The sequence below is a fragment of the Pseudomonas poae genome, assembly GCA_028869255.1.
GTDB classification, from domain to species: domain Bacteria; phylum Pseudomonadota; class Gammaproteobacteria; order Pseudomonadales; family Pseudomonadaceae; genus Aquipseudomonas; species Aquipseudomonas poae_C.
This window is the reverse complement of record CP110972.1, coordinates 4,818,909-4,845,508: the sequence shown is the minus strand read 5'-3', so window position 1 is coordinate 4,845,508 and position 26,600 is coordinate 4,818,909. Positions and strand designations below refer to the sequence as shown.

Here is a 26,600-nt window from a genome sequence, read left to right as displayed (position 1 = left end):
TGATGCAGTTGATTGAACATGCCGACTCGCCGCGCTCGATCCGTTTGCACGAGCGCGACAACGTGGTGATCGTGGTCAATGACCAGGGCGTACCGGCCGGGACCGAGTTCCCGGACGGCCTGGTGACCGTGGATTTCATCCCTCAGAGCCACAAAGTGACGCTGGAAGATATCCCCGAAGGCGGTCAGATAATTCGCTACGGCCAGACCATCGGTTACGCCCTGGCGCCGATTCCGCGCGGCAGTTGGGTCCAGGAAGATCAACTGCGCATGCCCACCGCGCCGCCGCTGGACAGCTTGCCGCTGTCCACCGAGGTGCCTGAAACCCAGGCACCGCTGGAAGGTTTTACGTTTGAGGGTTACCGCAATGCCGACGGCACCGTCGGCACGCGCAATATTCTCGGCATTACCACCACGGTGCAGTGCGTGACCGGGGTGCTGGATCATGCGGTCAAGCGCATCAAGGACGAATTGCTGCCCAAGTACCCCCACGTCGATGACGTGGTGGCGCTGACCCACAGCTATGGCTGTGGGGTTGCGATTACCGCGAAGGACGCCTACATACCGATCCGTACCGTGCGCAACCTGGCGCGCAACCCGAACCTGGGCGGCGAAGCCTTGGTGATCAGCCTGGGTTGCGAGAAATTGCAGGCCGGGCAGGTGATGCACGACAACGACAGCTCCGTCGATTTGAGCGAGCCGTGGTTGTATCGGCTGCAGGATTCCAGCCACGGTTTTACCGAGATGATCGAGCAGATCATGGAACTGGCCGAGGTCCGCTTGAAGAAGCTCGACCAGCGCCGCCGGGAAACCGTGCCGGCGTCCGAGCTGATCCTGGGCATGCAGTGCGGCGGCAGTGATGCGTTTTCCGGCATCACCGCCAACCCGGCGCTGGGCTATGCCTCGGATTTGCTGTTGCGGGCCGGGGCGACGGTGATGTTTTCTGAAGTCACTGAAGTCCGCGATGCTATCTATCTGCTGACTTCACGTGCTGAAAGCACAGATGTTGCCCAAGAGCTTGTAAGGGAAATGGACTGGTACGACCGCTACCTGGCCAAGGGCGAGGCGGATCGCAGCGCCAACACCACGCCGGGCAACAAGAAGGGCGGGTTGTCGAACATTGTCGAGAAGTCCTTGGGCTCCATCGTCAAGTCCGGCAGCAGCGCGATCAACGGCGTACTGGGCCCGGGCGAGCGTTTCAAGCGCAAGGGCCTGATCTTTTGTGCCACGCCGGCCAGCGACTTTGTGTGCGGAACCTTGCAGCTTGCTGCGGGGATGAACCTGCATGTGTTCACCACCGGGCGCGGCACGCCTTACGGGCTAGCGATGGCGCCAGTGGTGAAGGTCTCGACGCGCACGGAGCTGGCGCAACGCTGGCCGGACCTTATCGATATCGACGCCGGGCGCATTGCCACCGGGCGTGCGACCATCGAGGAGCTGGGCTGGGAGTTGTTCCACTTCTACCTGGACGTGGCCAGCGGCAAAAAGCAGACCTGGGCGGAGCATCACAAACTGCACAACGACATCACCTTGTTCAACCCGGCGCCGATTACCTGATTCGAGGGTGGCAGGCATGTTCTGGCGGTCGGGCTTGTTGTGGCGAGCGGGCTTGCCCGCGTTGGGGCGCGCAGCGCCCCCAGAACAGCCAACAAAGGTACATCAGGCACCCCTCAGCGTCTGGCTTTGGGGCCGCTTCGCGCGCCAACGCGGGCAAGCCCGCTCGCCACAGGGTGTTGGGGTATGGCGGTAGACCAGACGAAGCGGCCTACACTGGCTTATCATTAGCCACCTAACGACGCTCACCAAGGTTCTCCCGGCATGCTGGCAATTTTCCTCACTACTCTCACCATCACTGCGCCGGTGTTTGCCATGCTGTTCCTGGGGGTGCTGCTCAAGCGCGTCAACTGGATCAACGACAACTTTATCCACACGGCTTCGTCTCTGGTATTCAACGTCACCATGCCGGCGTTGCTGTTCCTGGGCATCCTGCATGCCGACCTGCACTCGGCGCTCAAGCCGGGCTTGCTGCTCTATTTTGCCGTCGCCACGCTCCTGAGCTTTGCCCTGGCCTGGGGGTGGGCAATTTTTCGCTGCCCGCGTGAAGACCGGGGCATCTACACCCAGGGCGCATTTCGCGGCAATAACGGGGTGATCGGTCTGGCGCTGGCGGCCAGCATGTACGGCGACTATGGCATCTCCCTCGGCGCGATCCTCGCGGCGCTGGTGATCCTGTTTTACAACACCCTGTCGACCATCGTGCTGGCGGTGTACAGCCCGGTGATCAAGTCCGACCCGTGGAGCATCTGCAAAAGCGTGGTGGCCAACCCGCTGATCATCAGCGTAATTGCCGCCGCACCGTTCGCGATTTTCAAGATCGGCCTGCCGGGCTGGCTGGAGTCATCCGGGCAGTACCTGGCGGACATGACTCTGCCACTGGCGCTGATCTGTATCGGCGGCACCTTGTCGCTGGCGGCGCTGCGCAAAAGCGGGAGCATGGCCCTGAGTGCCAGCCTGGTGAAGATGATCGGGTTGCCGCTGGTGGCGACGCTGGGGGCCTGGCTGTTGGGGTTCCGAGGGCCGGAGCTGGGGATTCTGTTTCTGTATTTCGGCGCGCCGACCGCGGCGGCCAGCTTTGTCATGGCCCGGGCGGCGGAGGGCAATCATGAGCTGGCGGCGGCGATTATTGTGATTACTACGTTGATGGCGGCGGTGACCACCAATATCGGGATTTTCGTGTTGCAGGCGGGGGGGGTGGATCTGAGGTCTCGAGTGATCTTCAGGGCCTAATCGCAGGCAAGCCAGCTCCCACAGTTTGATGTGTGAATACATTCAAAGGTGGGAGCTGGCTTGCCTGCGATAGCTATTTGAGCTTCACTGCTTATCGGCCTGATACGCCTCAATCACTTCCTGCGCCGCACGAAACGCATCAATCGCCGCCGGCACACCGGCATACACTGCGCAATGCAGCAGCGCTTCGCGAATCTCTTCCACGGTGCAGCCATTGTTCAGCGCGCCACGTACATGGCCCTTTAGCTCCTGCGGGCACTTGAGCGCGGTCAGGGCGGCGAGGGTGATCAGGCTGCGCGTCTTCAACGGCAAACCTTCGCGGTTCCACACGCTGCCCCAGGCGTGGTCGTTGACGAAGTCCTGCAGCGGCTGGGTGAACTCGGTGGCGTTGCCCAGGGCGCGGTCGACGAACACATCGCCCATGACCTGGCGACGCATCTCAACCCCGGGCTTTTTCGGATCGGTCATAGCGGTTCCCTCTTGTGTTGGCGGCGCCAGGCTCGCAGCGTGCTGAACAACAGAAAAGCCACCAGCACTGGCAGGACGTAATACAGCATCAGTTGTTCAAGCTTGTTGGCCAGCGGCATGCCGGTGGTGAATGACATCACATGCAGCCCATACGCCAGGTATAGGCCCAGCAGCACCAGGCCCTCGGCGCGGGTGACGCGGTAGCCGGTATAAAACACCGGCAGGCACAGCACCACGACGCCGAGCATCACCGGCAGGTCAAAATCCAGGGCGTTGGGCGACACCGACAGCGGTGAAGGGGCGAGCAGGGCGGTCAGCCCCAATACGCCGAGCAGGTTGAACAAGTTGCTGCCGATCACGTTACCCACCGCAATTTCACGCTCGCCGCGCAGGGCGGCAATCAGCGACGTGGCCAGGCACGGCAGCGAGGTGCCGACGCCGATCAAGGTCAGGCCGATCACGCGTTCCGACAGGCCCAGGTCGCCTGCTACATCCACCGCTGCGCCCAGCAGCAAATGCCCGGCCAGTACCAGAATCAGAAAACCGCCGAGCATCAACAGCACGCTGCTCAACCACGGGGCGCGGGCCACGGTATCCAGCGTGCGAGGGCGGCGCGAGTGGCGCGTCTGGTAGTGCAAGACTCCGAGGTACGCGAGCAGTGCAACAAGCAGCAACAGGCCGTCGATGGGGGTGAGCTCTTCGTTGGCGGCGAGGGTGAATACCAGCAGCCCGGCCAGGATCATCACCGGGATATCCAGGCGCACCAGTTGGCGTGAGACCCGCAGCGGAATAATCAACGCCGACAGGCCGAGGGTCACCAGGATGTTGAAAATGCTGCTGCCGATCACGCTGCCCACGGCGATATCGGTATTGCCCGCCAGGGTGGCTTGCAGGCTCACTGTCATCTGCGGCGCGCTGCTGCCGAAGGCGACGATGGTCAGGCCGATGATCAGCGGCCGCACCTTGAGGCTGGCGGCCAGGCGCACGGCGGCGCGCACCAGGATTTCGGCGCCGACGATCAACAGCAGCAGGCCGCTGACCAATTCCAGCAGGCTCCAGGGTGAGAGGGCGATTAATCCGAAAATGGCCAGGGCTCCCTCTTTAGTTGCTCAGGGCTTGCACGCGAACGCGTGCGGTGCCGTTGCTGAGCATACCCAGTTGCTCGGCGGCTTTGCGTGAGAGATCAATCAAGCGCCCACGGGTATGCGGGCCGCGATCATTGATGCGGACCACGACAGATTTGTCGTTGTCGAGATTAGTGACCTTGACCTGGGTGCCAAAGGGCAGTCGCCGGTGGGCGGCGGTCATGGCGTTCTGGTTGAAGGGTTCACCGCTGGCGGTCTTGTTGCCATGGTGCTTGGCGCCGTAATAGGAGGCGGTGCCGGTTTCGTCGTAGCCATTGGGGTTGATGATGCCGCTGGCGCAGCCAGCCAGCAGGGAGAACAAGGCCAAGAGGCCGAGTAGACGCTTCATGTTCAAGGATGCCCCCATAATAATGTGGGAGCTGGCTTGCCTGCGATGCAGGCGACTCGGTGTTTCAAGGGCACCGAGGTGATGCAATCGCAGGTAAGCCAGCTCCCACAGGGAATCCGGGTTGGAGGTGAAATCCCGCCCGGACCGTTCACCGCTGTCAGCCTTCGAGCTTGCTTTTCAGCAACTCGTTCACTTGTTGCGGGTTGGCCTTGCCCTTGGAGGCTTTCATGGCCTGGCCGACAAAGAAGCCGAACATCTTGCCGCGCTTGGCTTCGTCTGCCGCACGGTATTGCTCGACCTGCTCGGCATTGGCCGCGAGCATTTCATCGAGTACGGCCGAAATGGCGCCGCTGTCGGTGACTTGCTTGAGACCGCGCTTCTCGATGATCTCGTCGGCGTTGCCTTCACCGCTGGCCATCGCCTCAAACACCGTCTTGGCGATTTTGCCGGAGATGGTGTTGTCCTTGATCCGCAGCAGCATGCCGCCCAGTTGCTCGGCGCTGACTGGCGCCTCGTCGATTTCCAGGCCCTGCTTGTTCAGCAGGCTGCCCAACTCAACCATCACCCAGTTGGCCGCCAGTTTCGCGTCGCCGGCGATGCTCACGACTTTTTCAAAGTAGTTGGCTTGTTCACGGCTGGAAGCCAGTACGCTGGCATCGTAGACCGACAGGCCGAACTGCGCCTGGAAGCGCTCGCGTTTCTGCTGCGGCAATTCCGGCAGGGTGGCGCGGATGTCACTGAGGAACGAATCCTCGATGACCACCGGCAACAGGTCCGGATCGGGGAAGTAACGGTAGTCGTTGGCTTCCTCTTTGCTGCGCATGGCGCGGGTTTCGTCTTTGTTCGGGTCGTACAGGCGGGTTTGCTGGATGACCTTGCCGCCGTCTTCGATCAGTTCGATCTGGCGACGCACTTCGCTGTTGATCGCCTTCTCGATGAAGCGGAACGAGTTGACGTTCTTGATCTCGCAGCGGGTGCCGAACTCGACCTGGCCCTTCGGGCGGATCGACACGTTGCAGTCGCAACGCAGCGAGCCTTCGGCCATGTTGCCGTCGCAGATGCCCAGGTAGCGCACCAGCGCGTGGATCGTCTTGACGTAGGCTACGGCTTCCTTGGCGCTGCGCATGTCAGGCTCGGAGACGATCTCCAGCAACGGCGTGCCTGCGCGGTTCAGGTCGATACCGGTGGCGCCCGGGAATTCTTCGTGCAGGCTCTTGCCGGCGTCTTCTTCCAGGTGCGCACGGGTCACGCCGACACGTTTGATGGTGCCGTCTTCCAGCGGGATGTCCAGGTAGCCCTTGCCGACAATCGGCAATTCCATCTGGCTGATCTGGTAGCCCTTGGGCAGGTCCGGGTAGAAGTAGTTCTTGCGTGCGAACACGTTGTGCTGGCCGATTTCGGCGTCAATCGCCAGGCCGAACATCACCGCCATGCGCACCGCTTCCTGGTTCAGCACCGGCAGCACGCCGGGCATGCCCAGGTCTACCAGGCTGGCCTGGGTGTTGGGCTCGGAGCCGAACGTGGTGGCGCTACCGGAGAAAATCTTCGATTGGGTGGCGAGCTGGGTATGAATCTCCAGCCCGATCACAACTTCCCATTGCATAGTGTTCTCCTCAGAAGCCGGTAGGGGTGCGGGTGTGCCAGTCGGTGTGCAACTGGTACTGGTGCGCCACATTAAGCAGGCGGCCTTCCTGGAAATACGGGGCGAGCAATTGCACGCCCACCGGCAGGCCATCGACGAAACCGGCGGGCATGGACAAGCCCGGCAGGCCCGCGAGGTTGGCGGTGATGGTGTAGAGGTCTTCCGGGTACTCGGCGATCGGGTCGCCGGTCTTGGCGCCGATTTTCCAGGCCGGGTTCGGCGTGGTTGGGCCGAGGATCACGTCGACTTCATTAAAGGCAGCCATGAAGTCGTTCTTGATCAGGCGACGGATCTTTTGCGCCTTGAGGTAGTACGCGTCGTAGTAGCCGGCCGACAGGGCGTAGGCACCGACCATGATGCGGCGTTGTACTTCGGCGCCGAAGCCTTCGCCACGCGAGCGTTTGTACAGGTCGGTGAGGTCTTTCGGGTTTTCGCAGCGGTAGCCGAAACGCACGCCGTCGAAGCGCGACAGGTTCGAGGAGGCTTCTGCCGGAGCGATCACGTAATAGGCAGGAATCGCGTGCTGGTTGTTCGGCAGGCTGATTTCCTTGATCACCGCGCCGAGGCCTTCCAGCGTCTTGACGCTGTTATGCACCCGTTCGGCGATACGTGGGTCGAGGCCGGCGCTGAAGTATTCCTTCGGCACGCCGATGCGCAGGCCCTTGAGCGAGGTATTCAGGCTGGCGCTGTAGTCCGGCACCGGCTCATCAATGCTGGTGGAGTCCTGGGTATCGAAGCCTGCCATGCCTTGTAACAAAATCGCGCAGTCTTCGGCAGTGCGTGCCAGAGGGCCGCCCTGATCCAGGCTGGAGGCGTAGGCGATCATGCCCCAACGGGAAACGCGACCGTAGGTCGGCTTCAAACCGGTGAGGTTGGTGAAGGCCGCCGGCTGGCGGATCGAGCCGCCGGTGTCGGTGGCGGTGGCGGCTGGCAGAAAGCGTGCGGCAACTGCCGCAGCCGAGCCACCGGACGAGCCACCCGGCACGTGTTCCAGGTTCCACGGGTTTTTCACCGCGCCGTAGTAGCTCGATTCGTTGGCCGAGCCCATGGCGAACTCGTCCATGTTGGTCTTGCCCAGGGTCACAGCCCCGGCGGCAGCCAGCCTGGACACCACGGTGGCGTCGTAGGGCGCTTTAAAGTTGTCGAGCATCTTCGAGCCGCAGCTGGTGCGAATGCCCTGGGTGCAGAACAGGTCTTTGTGGGCGATCGGTGCGCCCAGCAGCGCGCCATTCTCACCGTTGGCGCGACGGGCGTCGGCGGCCTTGGCCTGGCTCAGGGCCAGTTCTTCGGTGAGGCTGATGAAGCTGTTGACCTTTGGATCGTGCTCGGCGATACGCGCCAGCAGGGTCTTGGTCAGCTCTTCGGAAGAAAACTTTTTGTCGGCGAGACCGCGGGCGATCTCGGCCAGAGTCATGTGATGCATGAAAGGCTCTTTCCCTTTAGTCGATGACTTTCGGAACCAGGTACAGGCCGTTTTCGACCGCTGGTGCGATGGACTGGTAGGCCTCGCGATTATTGCGCTCGGTCACGACGTCTGCGCGCAGGCGCTGGCTGGCTTCCAACGGGTGAGCCAGGGGCTCGATGCCGTCGGTATTCACCGCCTGCATTTGGTCAACCAGCCCGAGAATGCTGTTCAGGGCTGCGGTGGTCTGTGGAAGATCGGCATCATTGAGGCCAAGCGAGGCCAGATGAGCGATTTTTTCCACGTCGGAGCGTTCAAGTGTCATGGGAATCTCCAGTGGAAAACAGAACGGAAGCTGTCCGTGTGTTAGATTGTCGGAACACTACCGCATTTCTACGGTCTTACGGCCGCGATTGTGGGGGTTGGTGCACAGAAAGTCGGCCAATTTAGCACATTGGCGCCTTGCCCAAAATCCCTGTCGTTGTTAGAGTTTGCCGCACTTTTTTACCCACGCGTTGCCTAGGGTCCCTTTCCCATGTTCAAGAAACTGCGTGGCATGTTTTCCAGCGATCTTTCCATTGACCTGGGCACTGCCAACACCCTTATTTACGTGCGCGAGCGCGGTATCGTTCTGAATGAGCCATCGGTTGTGGCCATTCGGACCCATGGTAATCAGAAAAGTGTCGTTGCCGTCGGCACCGAGGCCAAGCGCATGCTCGGCCGTACACCAGGCAATATTGCTGCCATTCGTCCGATGAAAGACGGCGTGATCGCCGACTTCAGTGTCTGCGAGAAGATGCTGCAGTACTTCATCAACAAGGTTCACGAAAACAGTTTCCTGCAGCCCAGCCCTCGTGTGCTGATCTGCGTTCCATGCAAGTCCACCCAGGTGGAGCGTCGTGCCATCCGTGAATCGGCCCTTGGTGCCGGTGCCCGCGAAGTGTTCCTGATCGAAGAGCCGATGGCCGCTGCGATCGGTGCCGGCCTGCCGGTTGAAGAGGCCCGCGGTTCGATGGTGGTGGATATCGGTGGTGGTACCACTGAAATCGCCCTGATTTCCCTGAATGGTGTGGTCTATGCCGAATCCGTACGTGTGGGCGGCGACCGTTTCGACGAAGCGATCATCACTTACGTGCGTCGTAACTACGGCAGCCTGATCGGCGAATCCACTGCCGAGCGCATCAAGCAGGAAATCGGTACCGCTTACCCGGGCGGCGAAGTTCGCGAAGTCGATGTTCGCGGTCGCAACCTGGCCGAAGGCGTTCCACGTGCCTTCACCCTGAACTCCAATGAAGTGCTGGAAGCTCTGCAAGAGTCCCTGGCCACCATCGTTCAGGCTGTGAAGAGCGCCCTGGAGCAATCGCCGCCAGAACTGGCTTCCGATATCGCCGAGCGTGGCCTGGTGTTGACGGGTGGTGGCGCGCTGTTGCGTGACCTCGACAAGCTGCTGGCCCAGGAAACCGGCCTGCCGGTGATCGTCGCCGAAGACCCGCTGACCTGCGTCGCCCGTGGCGGTGGCCGTGCATTGGAAATGATGGATAAACACACCATGGACCTGCTCTCCAGCGAATAAGTATTTGCTCGTTAGCCCATGTTTCGCCCGCAGGCAGCACTTTGCAGTGCTGCCTGTTGGCGTTTATCTTCTTCAATCTGCATCCAGGCCGGTTAGATGCCGTATGAATAAAGAGAACATTTGCCTGGGAGGAGCGGCTTATTAAACCGCTTTTCGCCAAAGGCCCCTCATTGGGCGTGCGCTTATTGGTGCTGGTCGTGCTTTCGGTCGCGCTGATGGTGGTCGATGCCCGCTTTGCACTGCTCAAGCCCGTGCGTAGCCAGATGTCGCTGGTGTTGATGCAGACTTACTGGATCACCGACCTGCCGCAACGTCTCTACCAGGGCGTGGCCAGCCAATTTGGCAGCCGCACCGAGCTGGTCGCCGAGAACGAAAAACTCAAGACTGAAAACCTGCTGCTGCAGGGGCGCATGCAAAAGCTTGCGGCCCTCACCGAGCAGAACGTTCGGCTGCGCGAGTTGCTTAATTCTTCCGCGTTGGTCAACGAAAAGGTCGAAGTGGCCGAGTTGATCGGCATGGACCCCAACCCCTTTACCCATCGCATCATCATCAACAAAGGTGAGCGCGACGGCGTGGTGCTCGGCCAGCCGGTACTCGATGCACGTGGCCTGATGGGTCAGGTGGTCGAGCTGATGCCCTACACCTCGCGGGTGCTGCTGCTGACGGACACCACCCACAGTATTCCGGTGCAGGTCAACCGTAACGGCCTGCGTGCGATTGCCAGCGGCACCGGCAACCCCGAGCGCCTGGAGTTGCGGCACGTGGCGGACACTGCCGACATCAAGGAAGGCGACCTGCTGGTCAGCTCTGGCCTGGGTCAGCGGTTCCCGGCGGGTTACCCGGTGGCGACGGTCAAGGAAGTGATTCACGATTCCGGCCAGCCTTTTGCGATTGTGCGCGCCGTGCCCACGGCCGCCTTGAACCGCAGCCGCTACCTGCTGCTGGTGTTCAGCGATAACCGTACCCCGGAAGAGCGCGCCAACGACGCCGCCCAGGCTCAGGAAGCGGAAGACAAGCAGAACGGCAGCGTACCGGCCGTGCCAGCCACGGTGCCGAAACCGGCGTTCGTGGGGCCGCCGGCACCTGAGGCAATCCCGGCAACGCCAGTGGCGACGCCGGTCAAGCCTGCGGCCCACTCGGCACGCCCGGCCAAGCCGGCTGCATCGGCGCCCGCAGCCACCACGCCGGCTACCCGGCCAGCGGGCGCCGCTCCGGCTACCACGCGCCAGAGGGAGGAATAATGGCCGGTACACATTCACGCAACGGTTGGATCGTCTGGCTGACCTTCGCTATCGGCTTGCTGCTCAGCGTTTCGCCACTGCCGCAATTCATGGAAATCCTGCGCCCGCTTTGGCTGGCGTTGCTGCTGGCTTTCTGGTCGTTGAACCTGCCGCATAAAGTCGGGATGGTCACAGCGATGTTCCTGGGCTTGGCGGAAGATGTGCTCTATGGCACCTTGCTGGGTCAGAATGCGTTGATCCTGACCCTGATCACCTTCCTGGTACTGTCGCTGCAGCAACGTCTGCGCATGTTTCCGATGTGGCAGCAGTGCCTGGTGATCCTGGTGATCTTCGGCCTGGCGCAGCTGGTTCAGCTGTGGCTGAGCGCCTTGACCGGTAACCGCCAGCCGACCCTGGCCTTGGTATTACCGGCCCTGGTCAGTGCCTTGCTGTGGCCATGGATCAGTTTCGGCCTGCGCGGGTTACGTCGGCGCTATAAAATCAATTGAATGGATTGCGAGGCTCTGCCTGGTTATCGAACTCAACAGGGAGAGTCTGCAATGAATTCGCTTTATCTGGCCTCGGGCTCCCCGCGGCGGCGTGAACTGCTGACCCAGATCGGTGTGCCTTTCACCGTGGTCAGCGCCGCCATTGATGAAACCCCACTTAACAACGAAACCCCCGTTTCCTACGTCGAGCGTCTGGCTCGGGGCAAGGCCACGGCGGGTTTCGCTGCGCTTGAGCCAACCTCGGGCGCCTGTGTGCTGGGCGCCGACACGGCCGTGATCGTTGACGGCCAGATCCTCGGCAAGCCCGTTGACCAGGCTGATGCCCTGGCGATGTTGATGGCCCTGGCGGGTCGTGAGCATGAAGTCCTGACCGCCATTGCCCTCACGGATGGCCAACGTTGCGAAACGCGTTGTGTAAGCAGCCGTGTACGTTTTCGCGGGGTTTCTGTCGAGGAGGCTACAACCTACTGGCACAGTGGTGAACCTCAGGACAAAGCGGGCGGCTATGCTATCCAAGGCTTGGGTTCGGTGTTTGTCGCCGGCCTCAATGGCAGTTATTCCGCCGTGGTAGGACTGCCGGTGTGCGAAACCGCGCAACTGCTCGACCAATTCGGCATACCCTGTTGGCAAAACCTTACCGTGCGCTGAGCGCTGTACTTCAGCGCCCAGCCTTAAGCGACCGGTCACTATTGTGAAAACGCCTGAACGAGACCCAGCCATGAGTGAAGAGATTCTGATCAATATCACGCCGATGGAATCACGCGTGGCGGTGGTAGAGAACGGTGTTCTGCAAGAGGTGCACGTCGAGCGTACCCAGAAACGCGGGATCGTCGGCAATATCTACAAAGGCAAAGTGGTGCGCGTATTGCCGGGGATGCAAGCCGCATTCGTCGATATCGGCCTGGACCGTGCGGCGTTTATCCATGCTTCGGAAATCTCCCTGCGCGAAGGCCCGGCAGTAGAAAGCATCAGCGCGTTGGTACATGAAGGGCAGAGCCTGGTGGTGCAAGTCACCAAGGACCCCATCGGCTCCAAAGGCGCACGCCTGACCACCCAGTTGTCGATCCCGTCGCGCTACCTGGTGTACATGCCGCGTACCGCGCATGTTGGCATTTCCCTGAAAATCGAAGATGAAGCCGAGCGAGAGCGCCTGAAAAAGGTAGTCAGCGACTGCGTGGCCGCCGAGGGCATCAAGGAAGCCGGTGGTTTTATCCTGCGCACCGCCGCCGAAGGCGCAGGCGCCGATGAAATCCTGATGGACATCCGCTACCTGCGGCGCCTGTGGGACCAGATCGGGGTGCAGATCAAGACCATCGGCGCGCCCAGCGTTATCTATGAGGACCTGGGCCTGGCCCTGCGCACCTTGCGCGACCTGGTCAGCCCCAAGATTGAGAAAATTCGCATCGACTCGCGGGAAACCTTCCAGCGCACCACGCAATTTGTTGCCGAGCTGATGCCGGAAATTGCCGACCGCCTGGAGCATTACCCTGGCGAGCGGCCGATCTTCGACCTGTATGGCGTCGAAGACGAAATCCAGAAAGCCCTGGAGCGCAAAGTGCCGCTCAAGTCCGGCGGCTATCTGGTGGTGGACCCGGCGGAAGCCATGACCACCATCGACGTCAACACCGGCGCGTTCGTGGGCCATCGCAACCTCGAAGAAACCATCTTCAAGACCAACCTCGAAGCGGCCACCGCCATTGCCCGCCAACTGCGCCTGCGCAACCTGGGCGGCATCATCATTATCGACTTCATCGATATGGAGGACGAAGAGCACCAGCGTCAGGTGTTGCGCACCCTGGAGAAGCAGCTCGAACGCGATCACGCCAAGACCAATATTATCGGGATTACCGAGCTGGGCCTGGTGCAGATGACCCGCAAGCGCACCCGTGAGAGCCTCGAGCAAGTGCTGTGCGAACCGTGCAGCAGTTGCCAGGGGCGCGGCAAGTTGAAGACCCCGGAAACGGTTTGCTACGAGATTTTCCGGGAAATCTTACGAGAGGCGCGTGCCTATCAGGCCGAAGGTTATAGAGTGCTCGCGAACCAGAAAGTGGTGGATCGGTTGCTGGATGAAGAGTCCGGTAACGTCGCTGAATTGGAAGGTTTTATCGGACGCACGATTCGCTTCCAGGTCGAAACCATGTATTCCCAGGAACAATACGACGTGGTGCTGCTCTGATCCCCATTCGCTTTGTTTTTACGAGACCGGCAGACCGTGATCTGCCGTCCGCTTACTGCCTTGAGGGTCGCCTGACATGGAGCGTCTGATACGCTTTTTTGCCGCTTTGACCCGTTGGGGCCTGGGCCTGTGCGCCTTGCTGCTGGTATTGGCGGCGGTGTACGTGAGCCTGGGTCGTGAATTGACCCCGCTGGTGGCTGAATACCGTGCAGAAGTTGAAGCCAAGGCCCAGGCCGCGGTGGACATGCCGCTGCACATCGGCAGCCTGGAAGGGCGCTGGAGTGGCTTTGCCCCGGTATTGCTGGCCCATGACGTGATGGTCGGCGAGGGCAGCAGTGCCTTGCGCCTGGACCAGGTTGAGGTGGTACCGGATATCTGGGCCAGCCTGATGGCGCGTGAAGTGCGCATTGCGCATCTGGAAGTCAGCGGCCTGCAACTGAGCGTCAAGGAAGACCAGGACGGCCATTGGCAGCTGCAAGGCGTACCGGTGCAGGACGACCAGCCGCTGGACCCGGAGCAGTTGCTCAAACGTATGCAGCTGGTCAAGCGCGTGTCGTTGCTCGACAGCCAGGTCACCCTGCAACCGTTCGACCAGGCGCCGCTGACCCTGACATACGTGGGCTTGAGCCTGCACACCGGCGCTACCCGCCAACGTCTGGACGCACGCCTGACCCTGCCCGACGGCCAGCCCCTCGCGCTGAGCCTGCGCAGTCGCATTCGTGCGAGCCAATGGAAGGAGGGCGAGGTCGAGGCCTACTTGAGCCTGCCCCAGAGCGATTGGGCCAAGTGGATTCCGGCCAGGCTGACTCAGCAATGGAAACTCACACAGTTCAAGGCCGGCGGCGAATTCTGGCTGAGCTGGGCCAAGGGCACCGTGCAAAGCGCGGTGGTGCGCCTCAATTCGCCACAGGTGAAGGGCAGCTACGCCGACCGCAAGCCGGTGCATATCGAGAATCTGGCGCTGACCGCCTACCTGCAACGCAGCCAGACCGGCCTCAAGGTGTTGTTCGATTCGCTGGCGATGAACCTGGGCGAAACCCGCTGGGAATCGCGCCTGCAGTTGCAGCAAAGCCTGGCGACCGACAAAGCCCTGGAGGTCTGGAAGTTACAGGCCGACCGCATCGACCTGACCCCGATCACGCCATTGTTGAACGCCTTGGCGCCATTGCCGGAAGGCTTCGCCAAAACCGTCGAACACCTCAAGGCCACCGGACTGCTGCGCAACGTGCTGGTGGATTTTCGCCCCGAGGACACGACCGAGCAGAAAGTCAGCTTCGCCGCCAACCTCGAGCGTGTGGGGTTTGATGCCTATTTCGGCGCGCCGGCTGCGCGCAACGTCTCCGGCAGCATCAGCGGTTACCTGGGCCATGGCGAGTTGCGCATGGACAGCAAGGACTTTTCCCTGCACCTGGACCCGATCTTCGCCAAGCCCTGGCAGTACCTCCAGGCCAATGCACGCCTGACCTGGAAACTGGATAAAGAGGGTTTCACCCTGATCGCGCCGTATATCAAGGTGCTGGGCGAAGAGGGCAAGATCGCCGCCGATTTTTTGATTCGCCTGCATTTCGACCATAGCCAGGAAGACTACATGGACCTGCGGGTCGGCATGGTCGATGGCGATGGGAAGTTCACGCCCAAGTACCTGCCTGCGGTGCTCAGCCCGGCCCTCGACGAATGGCTGCGTACGGCGATTCTCAAGGGCGCGGTCGAGCAAGGCTTCTTCCAATACCAGGGCTCGTTGAATCACGACGCGCTGCCGGCGTCGCGCAATATCAGCCTGTTCTTCAAAGTGCATGACGCTGAGCTGGCGTTCCAGCCGGGTTGGCCGCATGTGAGCAAGGTCAAGGGCGAAGTGTTTGTCGAGGAGAGCGGCGTGCGCATCCTGGCCAGCAAGGGCCAGTTGCTCGACACCAAGGTCAAGGATATCTACGTCAATATTCCGCACGCGCCTGCGGGCAAAGACAGCCACCTGCTGCTCACTGGCGGTTTTGCTGGCGGGCTTGGCGACGGCCTGAAAATTCTGCAGGAAGCGCCGATCGGCACCGCATCGACCTTTGCCGGTTGGAAAGGTGAAGGCGACCTGCAAGGCAAGCTGGACCTGGATATTCCGCTGGCCAAAGGCACCGAGCCCAAGATCGTGGTGGACTTCCAGACCGACAAGGCGTGCCTGCAATTGGCCGAACCCTCCCTGGACCTGACCCAGCTCAAGGGCGAATTCCGCTTCGACAGCGCCAAGGGCCTGAGCGGGCAGAACATTACGGCCCAGGCGTTTGACCGGCCGCTCACTGCGCAGATTTTTGCCGATGGCAAGCCCGGCGATATCAGCACCCGGATCACGGCCAAGGGCCAGGTCACGGTCAAGCGGTTGACGGATTGGCTGAAAATCAGCCAGCCACTGCCGGTGTCCGGAGATATCCCGTACCAGCTGCAGGTCAATCTGGACGGCGCCGACAGCCAGTTGATGGTCAATTCCAACCTCAAGGGTGTCGCCGTGGATTTGCCGGCACCGTTCGGCATGCCGGCCAGCCAAGGGCGTGACAGCACGTTCCGCATGACGTTGCAGGGCGCCGAGCGCCGTTATTGGTTCGATTATGGCGAGCTGGCGAACTTCACCTTTGCCGCGCCGCCGGACAAATTCAATGAGGGTCGCGGCGAGCTGTTCCTCGGAGACGGCGATGCTTTATTGCCCGCCGGCAAGGGCCTGCGTATTCGCGGCGTGCTCTCGGAACTGGACATCGACCCGTGGAAAAAACTGGTCGACCGCTACGCCGGCAATGACCCGGGCGGCAGTGCCAAGCAACTGCTCAGCGGCGCGGATTTCAAGGTCGGCAAACTGACCGGCTTCGGCACTCAGTTTGATCAGGTCAGCCTGCAGCTGGACCGTAAACCCGCAGCCTGGGGCTTGCAGCTCGACAGCCTGCAAGCCAAAGGCGCGGTGAACCTGCCGGATGCCAAGGGCGCGCCGATTGCGATCAACCTGCAATACGTGAAGCTGCCGGCGGTGGACCCGACGGTGCAAGCCGATGAAAACGCACCGGACCCGTTGGCTGATGTTGATCCCAAGGATATCCCGGCACTTGATATCGCTATCGATCAACTGTTCCAGGGGCCGGACCTGATAGGGGCCTGGTCGCTGAAAATCCGCCCAACCGTTAAAGGCATGGCCTTCAACACCCTGGATCTGGGCCTCAAGGGCATGCAACTCAAGGGCGCTGGTGGCTGGGAGGGTGCGCCGGGTGCCAGCAGCAGCTGGTACAAGGGGCGTCTGGATGGCAAGAATATTGGCGATGTGCTCAAGGGTTGGGGGTTTGCACCGAGCGTGACCAGTGAAGAGTTTCACGTCGACGTGGACGGTCGCTGGCCGGGCTCGCCGGCCTGGGTCGGGCCCAAGCGCTTTTCCGGCAGCCTGGATGCGGCGTTTCGTAAGGGCCAGTTCGTTGAAGTGGAAGGTGGCGCCCAGGCGCTGCGGGTGTTCGGCCTGCTTAACTTCAACTCCATCGGCCGCCGCCTGCGCTTGGACTTCTCTGATTTGCTCGGTAAAGGGTTGAGTTATGACCGGGTCAAAGGTTTGCTGGCGGCCAGTGATGGTGTGTTTGTGACCCGCGAGCCCATCACCATGACCGGGCCTTCCACCAACCTGGAGCTCAATGGCACCCTGGATCTGGTGGCCGACCGTGTCGACGCCAAGCTGCTTGTCACCCTGCCGGTCACCAATAACCTGCCGATTGCCGCGCTGATTGTCGGTGCGCCTGCCATTGGTGGCGCGTTGTTCCTGATCGACAAGCTGATCGGTGACCGTGTTGCGCGCTTCGCCAGCGTGCAATACAAGGTGGAAGGCCCCTGGAAGGATCCAAAAATCACTTTCGACAAGCCATTTGAAAAACCAAACTGAGAGCCTGTGGAGTAGCATGGCCGCATGCCCTGTACGGAGTGTCGGCCCATGTCCTTTGCGGTAATTCAAATGGTCAGCCAGAGTGATGTGCTGGCCAACCTGGCCCAGGCCCGGCGCTTGCTTGAGCAAGCGGCGGCAGGTGGTGCGAAGCTGGCAGTATTGCCGGAGAACTTTGCCGCCATGGGCCGCCGTGACGTGGCCGATATCGGTCGCGCCGAGGCGTTGGGCGAAGGCCCGATCCTGCCGTGGTTGAAACAGACCGCCCGCGACCTCACCTTATGGATAGTGGCCGGCACTTTGCCGCTGCCGCCCAAGGACCAACCCGACGACAAGGTAAATGCCTGCTCGCTGCTGGTCGATGATCGGGGCGAAATCGTCGCCCGTTACGACAAGCTGCACCTGTTCGATGTCGATGTAGCGGATGCTCGCGGTCGCTATCGCGAATCCGATGACTATGCTTTCGGTGGCAATGTGGTGGTGGTGGATACGCCGGTGGGCCGGTTGGGCCTGACGGTGTGTTACGACTTGCGTTTCCCGGAGCTGTACAGCGAGTTGCGTGCGGCAGGGGCTGAATTGATTACCGCGCCCTCGGCGTTCACGGCGGTGACCGGCGCAGCCCACTGGGACGTGCTGATTCGCGCCCGGGCCATCGAGACCCAGTGCTACCTGCTGGCTGCCGCGCAGGGCGGGGTGCATCCGGGTCCACGGGAAACCTACGGCCACGCGGCGATTGTCGACCCGTGGGGGCGCGTGCTGACCCAACAGGATCAAGGCGAAGCGGTGTTGCTGGCCGAACGCGATAGCAGTGAACAGGCGTCGATACGGGCGCGCATGCCGGTGGTCAACCATCGGCGCTTTTTCTCGCAGGGCGCGCAGCGGCCTGCTTCAGAACGATGAATTTAAGGCCAAACCTATGAGCGAGTTGTTGTCCTCAGTCAGTGAACACCTCCTGGTACCCGGTGGCGTGACCATCGAAAGTTTGCAAACCGTGCTTGGCGATCTGGCCGGGCCGGGCATCGACGCGGCCGACCTGTATTTCCAGGGGCAGATTTCCGAGTCGTGGGCCCTCGAAGACGGCATCGTCAAGGAAGGCAGCTTCAACCTTGACCAAGGCGTGGGTGTGCGTGCGCAGTCCGGTGAGAAAACCGGTTTTGCCTACAGTAATGCCATCACCCTGGAAGCTTTGGGCTTGGCGGCGCGTGCGGCGCGCTCGATTTCCCGTGCTGGTCAAAATGGTACCGTGCAGGCATTCAGCACCCAGGACGTGGCCCAGTTGTACGCGCCGGATAACCCGCTGGAAGTGATCAGCCGTGCGGAAAAAGTCGATTTGCTCAAGCGTATCGATGCGGCCACGCGTGCCCTCGACCCGCGCATCCAGCAAGTCACCGTGAGCATGGCCGGTGTGTGGGAACGCATTCTGGTGGCGTCCACCGACGGCGGGCTGGCGGCGGATGTAAGGCCGCTGGTGCGTTTCAACGTCAGCGTGATCGTCGAACAAAATGGCCGTCGCGAGCGCGGCGGGCATGGCGGCGGCGGGCGTACGGACTACCGTTATTTCCTCACCGAAGACCGTGCCATGGGTTATGCCCGTGAAGCGCTACGTCAGGCGTTGGTCAACCTGGAAGCCATCCCGGCACCGGCCGGTACGTTGCCGGTGGTGTTGGGCTCTGGCTGGTCCGGTGTGTTGCTGCACGAAGCCGTGGGCCATGGCCTGGAGGGCGACTTCAACCGCAAGGGCAGTTCGGCCTACAGCGGGCGTATGGGCGAGATGGTTGCGTCCAAGCTCTGCACGATTGTCGATGACGGCACCCTGGCTGGGCGCCGTGGCTCGCTGAGCGTCGACGATGAAGGCACGCCGACCGAGTGCACCACCCTGATCGAAAACGGGGTGCTCAAGGGCTATATGCAAGACAAGCTCAACGCCCGCCTGATGGGTGTGGCGCGTACCGGTAACGGCCGTCGCGAATCCTACGCGCACCTGCCAATGCCGCGCATGACCAACACCTACATGTTGGGTGGCGAAAGCGATCCGGCGGAAATCATCGCCTCGGTCAAACGCGGGATCTACTGTGCCAACCTCGGCGGCGGCCAGGTGGATATCACCAGCGGCAAGTTTGTGTTTTCCACCAGCGAGGCGTACCTGATCGAGGACGGCAAGATCACCGCACCGGTCAAAGGCGCAACGTTGATTGGTAACGGTCCGGAAGCCATGAGCAAGGTGTCGATGGTCGGTAACGACCTGTCGCTGGACAGCGGCGTGGGCACGTGCGGCAAGGATGGGCAGTCGGTGCCGGTCGGTGTCGGCCAGCCAACGCTGAAAATTGATGCGATCACCGTGGGTGGCACGGGGTCGTAAGGGGTGGAGCTTCGGGTGGCGCAAGCCGCCACCCGGGGAAGAGGATCAGCGCAGGCCGCGTTGAGTCTCGTCCAGCTCTCGGATGTACTTGAAGATTTTACGGCTGGTGGCCGGCGCCTTGTTATGCGCCTGCTCGTGCTGGGCCTGACGGATCAGGGAGCGCAATTGCTGGCGGTCCGCATCCGGGTAGTCCAGCACGAATTTCTCCAGCACCGCGTCATCGCCCGAGATCAGGCGGTCACGCCAACGCTCCAGGTTGTGGAAGCGTTCGTTGTACTGGCGAGTGGAGGCATCGGTTTGATCAAGCAAGGCCAGAATCGCGTCAGTGTCCTGATCGCGCATCAGCTTGCCGATAAACATGATGTGCCGTTTACGCGCGATATTCGCGGTGTGCTTGGGTGCATCCGCAAGCGCCCGGCGCATTTCGTCGGTCAGTGGCAATTTTGCAATCAAGTCTTTCTTGAGCGTTGTAAGGCGCTCGCCGAGGTCAACCAGAGCATGCAGCTCACGTTTGACCTGGGTTTTGCTTTTCTCCCCATCGAGGGAGTCGTCGTAAGAATCAACCATGGTGGCAGTCCGCAAAGAAACGCCGCCATGATAACCAGTCGGGGGCCGCTTGTCCGGCCCGGTCGCTCGATGGCCTTAACCGAAAGCAGAATTTGAGTGGAGAAAACCATGAGTGCAGCCCAAAGCGTCGGTCCGCAAGCGTTACCGGCACTGCAGGAACAAGTCGAGCAGATCCTTGCCGAGGCCAAGCGCCAGGGGGCCAGTGCCTGCGAGGTGGCTGTGTCGCTGGAGCAGGGGCTGTCGACTTCGGTGCGTCAGCGGGAAGTGGAAACCGTTGAATTCAACCGTGACCAGGGGTTTGGCATCACCTTGTACGTGGGGCAGCGCAAAGGCTCGGCCAGCACCTCGGCCAGCGGCCCGGAAGCAATTCGCGAAACGGTCGCCGCCGCCTTGGCGATTGCCAAGCACACCTCCGAGGATGAAAGCTCGGGCCTGGCCGACAAAGCGCTGATGGCCAAGGACCTGAAGGACTTTGATCTGTTCCACGCCTGGGACATTACGCCTGAGCAGGCCATCGAACAGGCGCTGACCTGTGAAGCGGCGGCGTTCGACGCCGATCCGCGCATCAAGAACGCTGATGGCACCACGTTGAGCACTCATCAAGGTTGCCGCGTATACGGCAATAGCCATGGTTTTATCGGCGGTTATGCGTCCACTCGTCATAGCTTGAGCTGCGTGATGATCGCCGAAGCCGATGGCCAGATGCAGCGTGACTACTGGTACGACGTGAGCCGCCAAGGCGAATTGCTGGCGGACCCGGTCAGCATCGGCCAGCGTGCTGCGCAACGCGCCGCGAGCCGGTTGGGCGCGCGTCCGGTGCCGACGTGCGAAGTGCCGGTGCTGTTTTCGGCCGAGCTGGCCGGTGGCTTGTTCGGCAGCTTTCTGGGGGCGATTTCCGGCGGCAACCTGTACCGCAAATCCTCGTTCCTGGAGGGGGCCATCGGGCAGAAGCTGTTCCCGGAATGGCTGACCATCGACGAGCGTCCGCACTTGATGCGGGCCATGGGCAGCTCGGCGTTCGACGGTGATGGCCTGGCCACCTATGCCAAACCGTTCGTCGAGAAAGGCGAGTTGGTGTCCTACGTACTGGGCACTTACGCCGGTCGCAAGCTTGGCCTGCCAAGCACCGCTAATGCCGGCGGCGTGCATAACCTGTTCGTGACCCATGGCGATGAAGACCAGGCCGCGTTGTTGCGGCGTATGGGGCGTGGCCTGCTGGTGACCGAATTGATGGGCCACGGCCTGAACATGGTCACGGGCGATTATTCCCGTGGCGCGGCGGGATTTTGGGTGGAGAACGGCGAGATTCAATTCGCGGTTCAGGAAGTTACTATCGCCGGCAATATGCGCGATATGTTCAAGCAGATTGTCGCCGTGGGGAATGACCTGGAACTGCGCAGCAACATTCGCACGGGGTCGGTATTGATCGAGCGGATGACCGTCGCCGGCAGCTGATCCGCCTGTTCCGCTGAAAAAAAGCGCGCTATGCCCCATGGATAGCGCGCTTTTTTTGTGCCCGCATTTCAAGTGGAGCACGATGCCGCCATTGCGTTGATTCTCAATATCATTTAATAATAAATATCATTACCGAATGAGTGTGGATCATGAGTTCTGTCCTGCATGAGGATCCTTACCTGGAGAGCTGGCGCTGGATGAGTCGTCAGATTCGCTGTGGCCTTGATCCCAATGAGCCTCGCCTGATCGAACATTACCTCAACGAGGGGCGCTACCTGGCGTGTTGTACCGCCACCCATCCGTGGACGATCGCCGAAACGTCATTCCGCCTGCTGATCGACACCGCCAGCGATATCGCGCTGCCGTGGCACTGGCGCTCCATCTGTCTGGACCAGGCCTGGCGCCCGCTGCGCGACCTGGAAAAACTCTCTCACTGTGCCTGCCGCCTCAAGCGCTGGCAGACCTTTGCCTGGCAATTGGCGACCTGCGAATTGCTGCCGTCTATTTCTCACTCCGACCTGGTGCAAGGATCTAACGATGAGTAACACCCGTATCGAACGCGACAGCATGGGCGAACTGCAAGTGCCAGCCGAGGCCCTGTACGGTGCGCAGACCCAGCGTGCGGTGAACAACTTCCCGATCAGCAATCAGCGCATGCCGGCGCAATTCATTCGCGCCCTGATCCTGGCCAAGGCCGCCGCCGCGAAGGTTAACGTCGACCTCAAGCAGATCAGCGAAGGGCAGGGCAAGGCGATTGTCGATGCCGCCCAAGGCCTGCTGGAAGGCGATTACATGCAGCACTTCCCGGTGGATATCTTCCAGACCGGTTCCGGCACCAGTTCCAACATGAACGCCAACGAAGTGATTGCGACCCTGGCCAGTCGCTTGCTGGGCGAGGCGGTCAACCCTAATGACCATGTGAACTGTGGCCAAAGCAGCAATGACATCATCCCGACCACCATCCACGTCAGCGCAGCCTTGGTGATGCATGAGCAGACCTTGCCGGCGCTGCTGCATCTGGTGCAGGTGATCGAGCAGAAGGCCGAAGAGGTTCATCCGTTCATCAAGACCGGGCGCACTCACCTGATGGATGCGATGCCGGTGCGCATGAGCCAGGTGCTCAATGGCTGGGCGCAGCAGCTCAAGGCCAATATCGGGCACTTGCAGGACCTGCTGCCGAGCCTGCAGGCACTGGCTCAGGGCGGTACGGCCGTGGGGACCGGGATCAATGCGCATGCGGAATTTTCCGCACGTTTCAGCCTGCAGTTGAGCCACCTGACCGGCGTGAAATTCACCCCGGGCAAGAACCTGTTCGCCCTGATCGGCTCCCAGGACACCGCCGTTGCGGTCTCCGGTCAACTCAAAGCCACTGCCGTGTCGTTGATGAAAATCGCCAACGACCTGCGCTGGATGAACTCCGGTCCGCTCGCAGGCCTGGGTGAAATCGAGCTGGAGGGCCTGCAGCCAGGTTCGTCGATCATGCCGGGCAAGGTCAACCCGGTGATTCCGGAAGCCACAGCCATGGTCGCCGCCCAAGTCATCGGCAATGACAGCGTGATCACCATTGCCGGCCAGTCGGGCAATTTCGAGCTGAACGTGATGCTGCCGATCATCGCCCAGAACCTGCTCAGCAGCCTTGAATTGCTGGCCAACTCCAGCCGCCTACTGGCCGACAAGGCCATCGCCAGCTTCAAGGTCAACGAGGCCAAGCTCAAGGAAGCGCTGTCGCGCAACCCGATCCTGGTCACCGCACTCAACCCGATCATTGGTTACCAAAAGGCCGCTGAAATCGCCAAGAAGGCTTATCAGCAAGGCCGCCCGGTGATTGATGTCGCCCTCGAGCACACCGACTTGCCGCGCAGCCAACTGGAGGTCCTGCTGGACCCGGAAAAGCTCACGGCCGGCGGCGTGTAAACACTGACCCTGCTTTGGAGGCTCACCATGGAGCACTGGAAACGCACGATCGAACGGGCCAATCGCTGCTTTATGGCGGGCGAGCTGGTTGACGCTCGCGAGGCCTATTTACAAGCCCTGGCCCTGGCCCAAGTGTTGTTCGAACGCTGGGCGGATGCCGACGAAGCAGTGGCGGCTTGCGTCATTTCCCATCACAACCTGGCAGACCTGCATCTGCGCCTGAACCAGCCGGAGGAAAGCGCGGAATACCTCTGTGCCATTCACCAGCGCCTGTTGCAGACCATGCAGGACCCACGCCTGAGTCCGCAATTGCGCGAGGCGGCCCTGCGCCAGAGCAGCAAGACCTACGTCGAACTGTTGAATTTCATCAGCGATCACGGCGAATACCCGCGCACCCATCGCTTGCTCGGCGGTACTGCCCCGCAACCGACCACTCCTCATTACGGAGCACACTGATATGTCCTACACCTTGCCTGCCTTGCCTTATGCCTACGATGCCCTGGAGCCGCATATCGATGCGCAAACCATGGAGATTCACTACACCAAGCACCACCAGACCTACATCAACAACCTCAATGCTGCGGTTGAAGGCACGGAGTTCGCGGGCTGGCCGGTAGAGAAACTGGTGTCCAGCGTGCAGCAACTGCCGGAAAAACTGCGGGCGGCGGTGATCAACCAGGGCGGCGGCCACGCCAACCATTCGTTGTTCTGGGCCGTGATGTCACCAAAAGGCGGCGGCAAGCCAGAAGGCGCACTGGGCAAAGCCATCGACGAGCAGTTGGGCGGTTTCGATAGCTTCAAGGAGGCGTTCACCAAGGCCGCCTTGACCCGTTTCGGCAGCGGCTGGGCGTGGCTGAGCGTAACCCCGCAAAAGACGCTGGTCGTGGAAAGCAGTGGTAACCAGGACAGCCCTTTGATGAACGGCAACACGCCGATCCTGGGCCTGGACGTCTGGGAGCACGCCTATTACCTGCTGTACCAGAACCGTCGCCCGGAATACATCAACGCCTTCTACAGTGTCATCAATTGGCCGGAAGTCGCCGCACGCTATCAGGCTGCTTTGGCCTGACATTCAACCCACATAACAAGATCTAAGGCCGACTATGGGCACTGAAACACTGGCGATCAGCAGCGGGCGAATGTTTCGTTATGCGTTTGGCTCGCTGCTGCTATTGGCAGGGACTGCATTGCTGGTGGCCCATGGGCTGGCCTGGCTGGACCTTGAACCGCGCATTTTGCGAGCCTTGCAGGGCGGCTCGATCTGCGCGCTCGGTACGGCGCTCGGCGCGGTTCCGGTGTTGGTGATCAGGCGGATGCCAGTGGCGTTGAGCGATACGCTGCTGGGCTTTGGTGCCGGGGTGATGCTGGCGGCCACGGCGTTTTCGCTGATTGTACCGGGCATCGCCGCCGCTGAAGGCTTGGGGCTCTCGCCTTGGGGCGCCAGTGGCTTGATCAGTTTCGGCATCATGCTGGGTGCTTTCGGGCTGTATCTGGTTGACCGCAAGGTCTCCGGTGCGAGCCCGGAAATGCTGGTGGGTACCCCGGATAAACCGGTAATCCCGCCGCGCATCTGGCTATTTGTGTTTGCCATCATTGCCCACAATATCCCCGAAGGCATGGCTGTAGGTGTTTCCGCCGGCGGCGGCATGCCGGATGCCGACAGCCTGGCCATGGGCATTGCCTTGCAGGATGTGCCCGAGGGGCTGGTCATTGCGCTGGTGTTGGCCGGGGCGGGAATGTCTCGGGTCAAAGCCTTCCTGATCGGAGCCGCATCAGGGTTGGTAGAGCCGGTATTCGCCGTGCTTTGCGCCTGGCTGGTGAGCCTGGCTGAGGTGCTGTTGCCCTTGGGGCTGGCGCTGGCGGCGGGTGCGATGCTGTTGGTGGTGACCCACGAAGTGATCCCGGAGTCGCGGCGCAATGGCCACGAAAAGCTTGCCAGCCTGGGGCTGTGCATCGGGTTTTGTTTAATGATGGTGATGGATACGGCATTGGGGTGAGGCTATTGCAGCCTCACGCGCTTTACTCACCCTCATCAAAATAGTTGTTGATCAACGCCACCAGGGCGTCCATCGCTTCCTGCTCTTGCTCACCTTCGGTCTTCAAGTGAATCTTGGTGCCCTTGCCGGCGGCCAGCATCATCATGGCCATGATGCTCTTGCCATCGACCATGGACTCCGGAGTGCGCCCTGCGCGGATCTGGCAGGGGAACTGCCCTGCCACGCCGACGAACTTGGCCGAGGCGCGGGCGTGCAGGCCCAGCTTGTTGATGATTTCAATTTCCAGAGCGGGCATCGCGGGGGTGTTCCTTTCAGCTAAGGTCGCGGTGGCGAACCTGGACGTTCTTGAGGGTTTGTTGCAGCACCCGGCCCAGGCGCTCCGTCAGGTAGACGGAGCGGTGGTGGCCGCCGGTGCAGCCGATGGCAATGGTGACATAGGCCCGATTGCTCGCGGCAAAGCGCGGCAGCCATTTGAGCAGGTAGCTGGAGATATCCTGGAACATCTCTTCAACATCCGGCTGCGCGGCCAGGTATTCGGCCACAGGCTGATCCAGCCCGGACTGGTCACGCAATTCCGGCTTCCAGTAAGGGTTGGGCAGGCAACGCACATCGAATACCAGGTCGGCATCCACCGGCATGCCGCGCTTGAAGCCGAAGGACTCCACCAGAAATGCCGTGCCGGGCTCCGGCTGGTTCAGCAGGCGCAGCTTGATGGCATCGCGCAGTTGGTACAGGTTCAGGCCCGTGGTGTTGATCTTGAGGTCGGCGAGGTCAATGATCGGCCCCAGCAGCTTGGTCTCGTCTTCGATGGCTTCGGCCAGTGAGCGATGCGGGCTGCTGAGAGGGTGGCGTCGGCGGGTCTCGGAGAACCGCTTGAGCAGGGTCTCTTCGTCGGCATCCAGGTACAGCACGTCGCAATGAATGTGCTTGGCCCGCACTTCCTCAAGCAGTTGCGGGAAGCGCTCAAGGTGGCTGGGCAGGTTGCGGGCATCAATTGAAACGGCGACCAGAGGTTGCGCCAGTTCGGTGTGAATCAGCGCACGCTCCGCCAATTCCGGCAGAAGGCCGGCCGGCAGGTTGTCGATGCAATAGAAACCGTTGTCCTCAAGAACATTGAGGGCGGTGCTTTTACCCGAGCCGGAACGGCCGCTGACGATGATCAAACGCATG

General features: G+C 61.4%; 25 protein-coding genes. 16 read left to right on the top strand and 9 right to left on the bottom strand.

The window, feature by feature from the left end; all coding sequences use genetic code 11:
- The first annotated feature begins 2 nt into the window (after positions 1–2).
- Together garD and LRS56_22015 are read left to right on the top strand one after the other, a co-directional pair.
- The gene (gene garD, locus LRS56_22020; protein WDU65795.1) at positions 3–1,556 is read left to right on the top strand and encodes a galactarate dehydratase; all 1,554 of its coding nucleotides are present in this window, start codon (positions 3–5) and stop codon (positions 1,554–1,556) included.
- A gap of 261 nt (positions 1,557–1,817) precedes the next feature.
- Entirely contained in the window at positions 1,818–2,786 is a 969-nt protein-coding gene (locus tag LRS56_22015; protein WDU61477.1) for an AEC family transporter, read from the top strand.
- Between the two features lie 84 nt (positions 2,787–2,870).
- On the opposite strand, the gene LRS56_22010 is transcribed toward LRS56_22015, so the two are convergent.
- The 6 genes from LRS56_22010 to gatC all read right to left on the bottom strand — a co-directional run bounded on the left by LRS56_22010 (position 2,871) and on the right by gatC (position 8,096).
- Positions 2,871–3,254 (bottom strand): carboxymuconolactone decarboxylase family protein, encoded by a 384-nt coding sequence (locus LRS56_22010; protein ID WDU61476.1) that lies wholly within the window; start codon positions 3,252–3,254, stop codon positions 2,871–2,873.
- Positions 3,251–4,297: a calcium/sodium antiporter gene (locus LRS56_22005; GenBank protein WDU61475.1), complete on the bottom strand. Its 1,047-nt coding sequence runs from the start codon at positions 4,295–4,297 to the stop codon at positions 3,251–3,253. Before LRS56_22005 ends, LRS56_22010 begins: the two co-directional genes overlap by 4 nt.
- A 58-nt stretch (positions 4,298–4,355) precedes the next feature.
- Positions 4,356–4,727 carry a septal ring lytic transglycosylase RlpA family protein gene (locus tag LRS56_22000; protein ID WDU61474.1) on the bottom strand — a complete coding sequence of 124 codons (372 nt, stop codon included), beginning with the start codon at positions 4,725–4,727 and terminating at the stop codon, positions 4,356–4,358.
- A gap of 157 nt (positions 4,728–4,884) precedes the next feature.
- On the bottom strand, positions 4,885–6,330 hold the full coding sequence (gatB, locus tag LRS56_21995) for an Asp-tRNA(Asn)/Glu-tRNA(Gln) amidotransferase subunit GatB (protein ID WDU61473.1): 1,446 nt from the start codon (positions 6,328–6,330) through the stop codon (positions 4,885–4,887).
- A gap of 10 nt (positions 6,331–6,340) precedes the next feature.
- On the bottom strand, positions 6,341–7,792 hold the full coding sequence (gatA, locus tag LRS56_21990; GenBank protein WDU61472.1) for an Asp-tRNA(Asn)/Glu-tRNA(Gln) amidotransferase subunit GatA: 1,452 nt from the start codon (positions 7,790–7,792) through the stop codon (positions 6,341–6,343).
- A 16-nt stretch (positions 7,793–7,808) separates the two neighbouring features.
- The gene (gene gatC, locus LRS56_21985) at positions 7,809–8,096 is read right to left on the bottom strand and encodes an Asp-tRNA(Asn)/Glu-tRNA(Gln) amidotransferase subunit GatC (GenBank protein WDU61471.1); all 288 of its coding nucleotides are present in this window, start codon (positions 8,094–8,096) and stop codon (positions 7,809–7,811) included.
- A gap of 210 nt (positions 8,097–8,306) precedes the next feature.
- Between gatC and mreB the strand changes: the two genes are divergently transcribed.
- From mreB to tldD, 8 genes are all read left to right on the top strand, one after another.
- On the top strand, positions 8,307–9,344 hold the full coding sequence (mreB, locus tag LRS56_21980) for a rod shape-determining protein MreB (GenBank protein WDU61470.1): 1,038 nt from the start codon (positions 8,307–8,309) through the stop codon (positions 9,342–9,344).
- A gap of 140 nt (positions 9,345–9,484) precedes the next feature.
- Positions 9,485–10,585 carry a rod shape-determining protein MreC gene (gene mreC, locus LRS56_21975; protein WDU65794.1) on the top strand — a complete coding sequence of 367 codons (1,101 nt, stop codon included), beginning with the start codon at positions 9,485–9,487 and terminating at the stop codon, positions 10,583–10,585.
- A complete protein-coding gene (mreD, locus tag LRS56_21970) occupies positions 10,585–11,073 on the top strand; it encodes a rod shape-determining protein MreD (protein ID WDU61469.1) in 489 nt (162 codons plus the stop codon). The genes mreC and mreD overlap by 1 nt, the downstream gene beginning before the upstream one ends.
- A gap of 51 nt (positions 11,074–11,124) precedes the next feature.
- Entirely contained in the window at positions 11,125–11,721 is a 597-nt protein-coding gene (locus LRS56_21965; protein WDU61468.1) for a Maf family protein, read from the top strand.
- Positions 11,722–11,791: 70 nt separating this feature from the next.
- A complete protein-coding gene (gene rng, locus LRS56_21960) occupies positions 11,792–13,249 on the top strand; it encodes a ribonuclease G (protein ID WDU61467.1) in 1,458 nt (485 codons plus the stop codon).
- A 76-nt stretch (positions 13,250–13,325) separates the two neighbouring features.
- Entirely contained in the window at positions 13,326–17,141 is a 3,816-nt protein-coding gene (locus tag LRS56_21955) for a YhdP family protein (protein ID WDU61466.1), read from the top strand.
- A 48-nt stretch (positions 17,142–17,189) separates the two neighbouring features.
- Entirely contained in the window at positions 17,190–18,038 is an 849-nt protein-coding gene (locus LRS56_21950) for a carbon-nitrogen hydrolase family protein (GenBank protein WDU61465.1), read from the top strand.
- A 16-nt stretch (positions 18,039–18,054) separates the two neighbouring features.
- Positions 18,055–19,497: a metalloprotease TldD gene (gene tldD / locus LRS56_21945; protein ID WDU61464.1), complete on the top strand. Its 1,443-nt coding sequence runs from the start codon at positions 18,055–18,057 to the stop codon at positions 19,495–19,497.
- A 45-nt stretch (positions 19,498–19,542) separates the two neighbouring features.
- Here tldD and LRS56_21940 read toward each other — a convergent pair whose 3' ends face one another.
- Complete coding sequence (locus tag LRS56_21940) at positions 19,543–20,064, bottom strand: ribosome-associated protein (protein ID WDU61463.1); 522 nt, start codon at positions 20,062–20,064, stop codon at positions 19,543–19,545.
- 108 nt (positions 20,065–20,172) lie between these two features.
- Here LRS56_21940 and pmbA point away from each other — a divergent pair, with 108 nt between their 5' ends.
- From pmbA to LRS56_21910, 6 genes are all read left to right on the top strand, one after another.
- Positions 20,173–21,519 carry a metalloprotease PmbA gene (gene pmbA, locus LRS56_21935; GenBank protein ID WDU61462.1) on the top strand — a complete coding sequence of 449 codons (1,347 nt, stop codon included), beginning with the start codon at positions 20,173–20,175 and terminating at the stop codon, positions 21,517–21,519.
- A gap of 149 nt (positions 21,520–21,668) precedes the next feature.
- On the top strand, positions 21,669–22,064 hold the full coding sequence (locus tag LRS56_21930; protein WDU61461.1) for a FagA protein: 396 nt from the start codon (positions 21,669–21,671) through the stop codon (positions 22,062–22,064).
- Entirely contained in the window at positions 22,057–23,433 is a 1,377-nt protein-coding gene (locus tag LRS56_21925; protein ID WDU61460.1) for a class II fumarate hydratase, read from the top strand. Before LRS56_21930 ends, LRS56_21925 begins: the two co-directional genes overlap by 8 nt.
- 27 nt (positions 23,434–23,460) lie before the next feature.
- Complete coding sequence (locus LRS56_21920; protein ID WDU61459.1) at positions 23,461–23,889, top strand: hypothetical protein; 429 nt, start codon at positions 23,461–23,463, stop codon at positions 23,887–23,889.
- A 1-nt stretch (position 23,890) separates the two neighbouring features.
- Complete coding sequence (locus tag LRS56_21915) at positions 23,891–24,502, top strand: superoxide dismutase (GenBank protein WDU61458.1); 612 nt, start codon at positions 23,891–23,893, stop codon at positions 24,500–24,502.
- Between the two features lie 34 nt (positions 24,503–24,536).
- The gene (locus LRS56_21910) at positions 24,537–25,430 is read left to right on the top strand and encodes a ZIP family metal transporter (GenBank protein WDU61457.1); all 894 of its coding nucleotides are present in this window, start codon (positions 24,537–24,539) and stop codon (positions 25,428–25,430) included.
- Positions 25,431–25,452: 22 nt separating this feature from the next.
- Here LRS56_21910 and LRS56_21905 read toward each other — a convergent pair whose 3' ends face one another.
- Together LRS56_21905 and rapZ are read right to left on the bottom strand one after the other, a co-directional pair.
- The gene (locus LRS56_21905; GenBank protein WDU61456.1) at positions 25,453–25,725 is read right to left on the bottom strand and encodes an HPr family phosphocarrier protein; all 273 of its coding nucleotides are present in this window, start codon (positions 25,723–25,725) and stop codon (positions 25,453–25,455) included.
- 16 nt (positions 25,726–25,741) lie between these two features.
- Positions 25,742–26,599 (bottom strand): RNase adapter RapZ, encoded by an 858-nt coding sequence (rapZ, locus tag LRS56_21900; GenBank protein WDU61455.1) that lies wholly within the window; start codon positions 26,597–26,599, stop codon positions 25,742–25,744.
- Position 26,600: the final 1 nt, after the last annotated feature.